Below are 7,680 nucleotides of genomic sequence, written 5' to 3' on the forward strand. Positions count from 1 at the left end.
AGGTGGCATACATGGTATTACAAGTTGTGAATAGTCCTTTCACAGAACAACAAATCCAATTATTAAATGAATTAGTACCCAACTTATCAGCAGAACAAAAAACATGGTTAGCAGGATATTTAGCTGCGACTACACAACATGGACAAACGAACCAACCAGCTGTAATTGTCGAAGAAGTACAGGCACCAATCAAAACCATTACAGCAAGTATTCTTTACGGCTCACAAACAGGGAATGCAAAAAAATTAGCGACCCAATTTGCTGAAGAATTAAAGCAAAATGATGTACAAGTAGAAGTTTATTCGATGGTCGACTTCCCTGTGAAAAAGTTAAAAAAAGTCGATAATTTACTGATTGTAACGAGTACACAAGGGGAAGGAGAAGCACCAGATAACGCCAAAACATTCTATGAATTTTTACACGGTGCGCGTGCACCAAAACTGGAGAATCTAAAGTATAGCGTTCTTGGTCTTGGTGATACATCATACGATTTATTCTGTCAAACAGCGATTGACTTTGATACACAATTACATAAGCTTGGCGGGGTAGCACTAGTACCACGAGTGGACTGTGATTTAGATTTCCAAGAAGATGCAAGCAATTGGTTTACAGCTGTACAACAAGCATTATTACAACAGTCGGGTGTCGGTGCCACAATTGCACAGGAGAAAGTAAGCTCTACACAAGAAGTAACAGCGTATTCAAGACAAAATCCTTACTACGCAGAAGTGCTGGAAAAAATCAACTTGAATATGACAGGTTCAAATAAAGAGACATATCACGTGGAATTATCACTTGAAGGCTCGGGAATCTCATTTACACCGGGAGATAGCATCGGTATTTATCCGAAAAATAATACAGCGCGCGTCCAATCATTATTAGAAGCATTAGCGATTGATGCAAATGACCATGTCACAATTCAACAAGAAGAATTAACAATTCAAGAGGCGCTAACACATCGTTTAGAAATCAGTGTTTTAACAAAGCCGCTACTTGAAAAATTAGGCGTATCACCACTTCCAGAAGTAGCATGGCGTGAAGGTCGTGATTTAATCGATCTTGTAAAAAGCTATGATGTAAAGTTAGATGCACAAACATTAGCTGATACATTACGTAAATTACCGCCACGTCTTTATTCGATTGCGAGTAGTTATGATGCAAATCCAGATGAGGTGCATATTACAGTCGGACTTGTACGATATGACATCGAAGAACGTCATTATGAAGGTGTAACGAGTGGATGGATTGCTAGTGAACTGGCGATTGGCGACCAAATCCCTATTTTTATTCAAGAAAACGATCACTTCCGTTTACCAAAAGACGACGAGCCAATCATTATGATTGGTGCTGGTACAGGAATTGCACCATTTAGAGCCTTTATTGAACAACGTGATGAAACAGGTGCAACAGGCGAAAGTTGGTTATTCTTTGGTGAACAGCACTTTGTGACAGACTTCCTCTATCAAGTGGAATGGCAACGTTATTTAAAAGAAGGCACATTAACAAAGATGTCTGTGGCCTTCTCACGTGATCAAGCTGAAAAAATCTATGTACAACATCGTATTTTAGAAGAAGCAAAGACATTCTATGAATGGCTAGAAAAAGGTGCAACTATCTTCATTTGTGGTGATGAAAAGCAAATGGCAAAAGATGTAGAAGCAGCGATTTTACAAGTCATTCAAGAACAGCAAAATACAACAGAACATGAGGCGCGCGCCTATTTAGAGCGTTTAACACAAGAAAAACGCTATTTACGTGATGTCTATTAAGGGGGAAACAACATGACAAAGAAAATTGTGCTACCACCACAAGAAGGTACACCAGCAGTTAACGAAGGCATTAAAAAAGAGAGTAACTATTTAAGAGGTACGCTAAAAGAATCAATGAAGGACCCATTAACAGGTTCAATTGGTGCAGCCGATCAAAATTTAATTAAATTCCATGGTAGTTATATGCAGGATAATCGTGATGAGCGTGACGAGCGTCAACGTAAAAAATTAGAACCATCTTACCAATTCATGATTCGTGTACGTACACCAGGCGGAGCAGCGACAAGTGAACAGTGGCTCATGATGGATGAAATGGCACGTACGTACGGGAACGGTACATTGAAAATTACAACACGCCAAGCCTTTCAGTTACATGGCATTTTAAAATGGAATGTAAAAGCCTATATGCAAGAGATGAATCGTGTCTTACTTGATTCGCTCGCTGCATGTGGTGATGTGAACCGAAATGTGATGTGTAATGTTATTCCGACGACATCAAAAATTCATGAAGAGGTGTATCAGTGGTCTGTGAAAGTCAGTGAGCATTTACTGCCAAAAACACAAGCCTACCATGAGATTTGGTTAGATGGTGAGAAGGTTCATGATACACCGCAAGTGGAAGAAGTGGAACCGATTTATGGTGAATTATACTTACCGCGTAAATTCAAAATCGGGATTGCGATTCCGCCAAGTAATGATACAGATATTTATTCACAAGATATCGGCATTATCGCGATTGTAGAAGACAATGAATTAAAAGGATTTAATATTACAGTTGGTGGCGGTATGGGAATGACACATGGTGATGATGAGACATACCCACAACTTGGTCATCTAATTGGCTTTGTGACACCAGAACAATTACTCGTAACAACTGAAAAAATCGTGACAATTCAACGTGATTTCGGTAATCGAATTGAGCGTAAAAACGCACGATTCAAATATACAATTGATCGCTATGGAATTGAGTGGTTTAAAGAGGAGTTACACAAACGTCTCGGTTTTGAATTAGAAGAAGCACGTCAATTCCATTTTGAACGTACAGGTGACGAATATGGCTGGGTAAAAGGTGAAAATGGTAATTGGCACTTTACATTATTTATTCAAGGTGGGCGTGTGAAAGACTTTGAAGATTATCCACTTATGACAGGTCTACGTGAAATTGCGAAAGTACATGAAGGTCGATTTTTCATGACACCGAATCAAAACTTAGTCATTTCAGATATTACGCCGACTAAAAAGCGAAAAATCCAATCGCTGATTACAAAGTATAAGTTAACTGATGGCAAGCATTATTCAGCGCTTCGTCGTAATTCAATCGCCTGTGTATCACTTCCGACATGTGGTTTAGCGATGGCAGAAGCGGAGCGTTATTTACCAAGTTTAATTACAAAAATTGAAGAAATTTTAGATGAGTCCGGGTTACATGAACAAGAGATTAACATTCGTATGTCGGGTTGTCCAAACGGTTGTTCACGTGCGGCAATTGGTGAGATTGGTTTTATTGGAAAAGGACCTGGTAAATACAATATGTATTTAGGTGCAGCATTTAACGGTTCACGCTTAAATAAAATCTATAAAGAAAATGTCGATGAAGCGACGATTTTACAAGAATTGCGTACGATTATTCCACACTATGCAAAAGAACGCCTTGAAGGAGAACACTTTGGCGACTTTGTTATTCGTGCAAATTATGTAGAGGCAACAACAGACGGTACAAACTTCCATACGAAACCATCTGTGTTACGATAATTGACAAAAATAATTGGGTAAAATAGGTATCTTATAAGCAGAAAAAGGGTATAGTGGAAGGGAAAGAAGCTGAGCAATGGCTCGATAGAAAAGGGGTAGATGTACGATGTTCACAAAAAAAGTCGTAGTTGCTTATAATGATACAGATTTATCCAATGATGTACTTGATTATGTTCATGAGATTTTAGAAATGCATGCAGAAATTGAGTTAAATATTGTGTATGCTTACGAACACCCACTTGAAAATCCATCACCATTTCAACGAAACTATGATGACGGTGCGCCAGAGATGCTTGCCTATGCAGAGCAGATTATTCAAAAAGCAAAAAATCGCTTCGTTGACTTACCAAATCATGTAGAGGGTTTTGTCTATGATACAGGCCCAGCAGCAGCAATTTTAAGTCATGCACATGATCATCATGCAGATTTAATTGTCATAGGTAATCGAGGAACAAGAGGGTTACGTGAACTCGTATCAAGCGTCAGTCGAACAATTCAAACGAAGTCACACATACCTGTTTTAACTTTCCCTAAATTTGTTCAAGAGGAATTTGAAGAAGAATACCATAAGTAAAAAAATCACCTCAAAAGTATAGAGCCTTATGCTTTTGAGGTGTTTATTTATTTTAAAATTCAAAATTTTTACAAATTATAAAGTGCTTAAACACGTTATACTAGTGAAAAGACGTACAGGAGGTTGATGGAAAGTGGCGAATCAATCAAAAGAAAATTGGTATGGTCGAATAGACCTCCCTACGACATTTGACAATTTACGTTATCATCAAGTCGTTGCATGCTATGAAGAAGTAAGTGAATTAGCTTTTGTTCCAACGATTGGACTTATTGGATTTTCATGTGATGAAGGTGTCAAAAGATATCAAGGTCGAATAGGTGCAGCAGAAGCACCAGCCACCATTCGACGTGCGCTCTCCAACATTCCTTGGCGCGCACCACAACCTTCTAAATTAAAGGATTACGGTGATATTTCATATGAAGAATCACTCGAAACTTCTCAAAAAAAATTAGGTGAGAAGGTCTATCATATTTTACAACATAAAGAATGTGCGATTATTTTAGGTGGTGGTCATGAAACATTATATGGACATTACCTCGGTGTACGCAAAATGTACGGAGTGGATGTGAAAATCGGTATTTTAAGTATTGCGTCGCGCTTTTCGCTTCATTCGTATGATCAGCATACAACCTCAATGTCTGTCATGAAGCAGATTTTAGATGAAGATGATCACGTTACATGCTTTGCTTGTGGGATTGGGCGTTATACGAATACGAATGAATTATTTCAACGAGCAGAAGCCTATGGTGTTGCGTATTTATGCGAAGATGAGTTAGCACGTGGTGAACTTCAAATGATGATGGACGAATTTACGCAAACATGTGATGTCATGATGATTTCTTTATGCATGGACGTTTTAGACGTTGCCTATGCACCAGGTGTAAGTATCCCAGCTGTTTGTGGATTAGAACCAAAACAAGTACGTGAAATTTTACAAGTCGCAACGCGTCAACCGAATGTCGTTAGTTTTAGCGTATGCGAAGTAAATCCTATACATGACCAAGACCACCGAACAGAAAAGTTAGCGGCACACTTAACGAACATTGTCATGATGGGCTTATTACAAGCATTTTAGCGGACATAAAAACACGAAATAAACAAACTTTTTCTCCAATAGTTGCCAACTGAAACCTTCGCTCGTTAAAATGAAAGAGAAGTTCGTAGAGAGAGGGCGTTTCACATGGCAAAAGAAGCACGTTCATATGTTTTAATGTTAATCGGTACATTTATTTTAGGGATTTCCTTTAACACCTTCTTATTACCTGCAAAACTTGCAGCAGGTGGCGTTGTTGGTATTAGTACGATTTTATATGAGCTTTACCAATGGAATCCAACGATTGTTCAGTTAGCCATTAACATTCCATTATTTTTCGTAGGGTATGCTTTACTCGGGAAAAATTTCAGTGTAAAAACATTAGTGGGGACAGTGATGCTACCATTATTCATTGCAGCAACTGCACATATTCCATTCAAAGTACATGATCCCATGCTTGCATCCATTTACGGTGGTATTTTAACAGGTGTTGGGTTAGGTCTTGTCTTTCGTGGAAATGGTTCAACAGGTGGTACAACGATTATCGGACAATTATTAAAAAAGTATTTTCATTTTTCCAGTGGGTTCGCTCAATTATTAATTGATGCAGCAGTCGTTATTGCAGCGATGTTTGTATTTAATTTAGAGTTGGCGCTGTATGCGATGATTGCCATCTTTATTACGAGTAAAGTCATTGACTTGGTACAGCTTCGTACATCGTCATCTAAGCTCGTATTAATTATTACCGACCAAGAAGAAGAAGTACGCCGTTTAATTCATCAGGAAATTAACCGTGGCTTCACAAAAATTTGGTCTGAAGGTGGCTATTCAAAACAACAAAAAGCACTATTGTTTAGCGTTGTTGAGCAGTCAGAAGCCGTCTATTTAAAAGAATTACTCCAAACACAAGGAACCGATTCTTTCGTTATTTTCTTAAATGCCTCGGATATTATGGGACGTGGCTTCTCACTCCCAAAAGATTACATGCGCGGTGAATAGTATATCGAATAAATTCAACTCTCGTATGACCAATACATCATACGAGAGTTTTTAGTTTTTATATACCTTTAATGGTTAATATTGTATAATAGAATGTGATGAAAAGGAGAGAGGAAAAATGAAAAATAGTTTAACTATAATCCTAACATTAGGATTATGCCTAATATTTGGAACACAAGCAGAAGCCATGAAACCGAAAGATAAAGCATATGAACAAACAATGATTCAAGGTGAACATGAATGTGAATTATGGGTAGACGCAAAGAAGACAAGAGAATTTATTTATCCAAAAGGTATCAAAGGTGGAAGTGTATCGGATAAAGTATGTAAAAACTCGATGTTAAAAGATGAAAACTATTTATTCTATGGTACGTTCTATACGAAGAATAATCCGTATACGAACGCACCTACAAAAAAATATTACTATTCGAGTGAAATGACGTATTATAATGGTGGTATGATTAAAGATTTAAAATATAACGGACAACGTATTGTAAAGCAGTACACATATGCAAAAGAACAACCAAGTTATATGAAGAAGTATGAAGGTAATTCCTTCGTATATACAGTACGCATTAAAAACCCACAATATATGAAGCCGATTGGTTTCGTAGCCAAGAAATATACAGATAAAGTGCGTAGTGGCGAGAACAGTATTCGTACAGCACGACCAAAAGCTACAGATATTACGGTAGTGAACCGAAATAAAGTGGACGGTGATGATTACGTCCAAGTGAAGAATGTTAAAAAAGGCTACACAGTACGTTTAGCAAATGATTCGGGTACAGTTGTAGATACAAAAGTAGCAACAAAAACAGGTACAGTTACCGTGAAACCATATAAAAATCAATTTACAAAAGAGAGTTCTAAATTGAACGTAACAGTAGAATCACCAAGCAACAAATATATGGAAAGTCACCGAGTATTCAAAGCTGTGCCGAAAGAAAAAGCACAAGCAAGAACTAAATGGGTAGATGAAGTTGCACCATCTTTCGCTAAAAATAACGGCGTATATGGTATTTATATTCCAAGAGAAACTAAGGAATACTATGTATATACTGTATATGTAGATGGTAAAAAACAAGGTACAACACCTACTTTGAAACCATCAGAGGAAAAAAGTTATTACTTTGTTCCTTTAGTTGATAAAGAAATTATCAAAGGTATGGAAACGAATTTAGCAAATATGCACAAGAATCACAAAGTAGAAGTTACAATGACTAAGAATGGTTTGGCAGAAAGTGTGAAACATGATATTACGTTTAACGGAACATTCAAATGGAATGAAATTTATTCGGAATTTAATTAGAAAAACAAGCCATTAGTAAAAGTAAAAAGCGTAAAAGATTGAAAATAAGAAAAAGAGAAAAGTGAGTAGCCTTATAAAAAGGTTACTCATTTTTTATTGGGAGGAAAGAAAATGAAAAAAAGAAGACTTATCCTTTAATTATGAAAAAAGAAGATAGTTACGGTATCTATATCCCTAAAGAAGAAAACGGGGTAACTTATGCTATATATATTGATGGTAAAAAACAAGGTAAGACAGCTACTCG

Annotated in this window: 6 protein-coding genes; all 6 read left to right on the forward strand. The window is 37.2% G+C overall.

Annotation, left to right across the window (positions count from 1 at the left end; translation table 11 throughout):
- The first annotated feature begins 11 nt into the window (after positions 1–11).
- The gene (locus tag KGI01_RS03820) at positions 12–1,769 is read left to right on the forward strand and encodes an assimilatory sulfite reductase (NADPH) flavoprotein subunit (RefSeq protein ID WP_141273418.1); all 1,758 of its coding nucleotides are present in this window, start codon (positions 12–14) and stop codon (positions 1,767–1,769) included.
- Between the two features lie 12 nt (positions 1,770–1,781).
- Positions 1,782–3,521: an assimilatory sulfite reductase (NADPH) hemoprotein subunit gene (gene cysI / locus KGI01_RS03825; RefSeq protein ID WP_141273420.1), complete on the forward strand. Its 1,740-nt coding sequence runs from the start codon at positions 1,782–1,784 to the stop codon at positions 3,519–3,521.
- 106 nt (positions 3,522–3,627) lie between these two features.
- Positions 3,628–4,095: a universal stress protein gene (locus tag KGI01_RS03830; protein WP_068453110.1), complete on the forward strand. Its 468-nt coding sequence runs from the start codon at positions 3,628–3,630 to the stop codon at positions 4,093–4,095.
- A 133-nt stretch (positions 4,096–4,228) separates the two neighbouring features.
- Positions 4,229–5,170 (forward strand): formimidoylglutamase, encoded by a 942-nt coding sequence (locus KGI01_RS03835; RefSeq protein ID WP_141273422.1) that lies wholly within the window; start codon positions 4,229–4,231, stop codon positions 5,168–5,170.
- A 105-nt stretch (positions 5,171–5,275) separates the two neighbouring features.
- Positions 5,276–6,127: a YitT family protein gene (locus tag KGI01_RS03840; RefSeq protein ID WP_141273424.1), complete on the forward strand. Its 852-nt coding sequence runs from the start codon at positions 5,276–5,278 to the stop codon at positions 6,125–6,127.
- Positions 6,128–6,245: 118 nt separating this feature from the next.
- Positions 6,246–7,436: a hypothetical protein gene (locus KGI01_RS03845; RefSeq protein ID WP_141273426.1), complete on the forward strand. Its 1,191-nt coding sequence runs from the start codon at positions 6,246–6,248 to the stop codon at positions 7,434–7,436.
- Positions 7,437–7,680 lie beyond the last annotated feature (244 nt).

Origin of the sequence: Kurthia gibsonii, assembly GCF_006539985.1 — a bacterium.
Lineage (GTDB): Bacteria > Bacillota > Bacilli > Bacillales_A > Planococcaceae > Kurthia > Kurthia gibsonii.

Coding starts and splice junctions, on each gene's coding strand:
- KGI01_RS03820 (WP_141273418.1), top strand. CDS start 12: ATGGTATTACAAGTTGTGAATAGTCCTTTCACAGAACAACAAATCCAA.
- cysI (WP_141273420.1), top strand. CDS start 1,782: ATGACAAAGAAAATTGTGCTACCACCACAAGAAGGTACACCAGCAGTT.
- KGI01_RS03830 (WP_068453110.1), top strand. CDS start 3,628: ATGTTCACAAAAAAAGTCGTAGTTGCTTATAATGATACAGATTTATCC.
- KGI01_RS03840 (WP_141273424.1), top strand. CDS start 5,276: ATGGCAAAAGAAGCACGTTCATATGTTTTAATGTTAATCGGTACATTT.
- KGI01_RS03845 (WP_141273426.1), top strand. CDS start 6,246: ATGAAAAATAGTTTAACTATAATCCTAACATTAGGATTATGCCTAATA.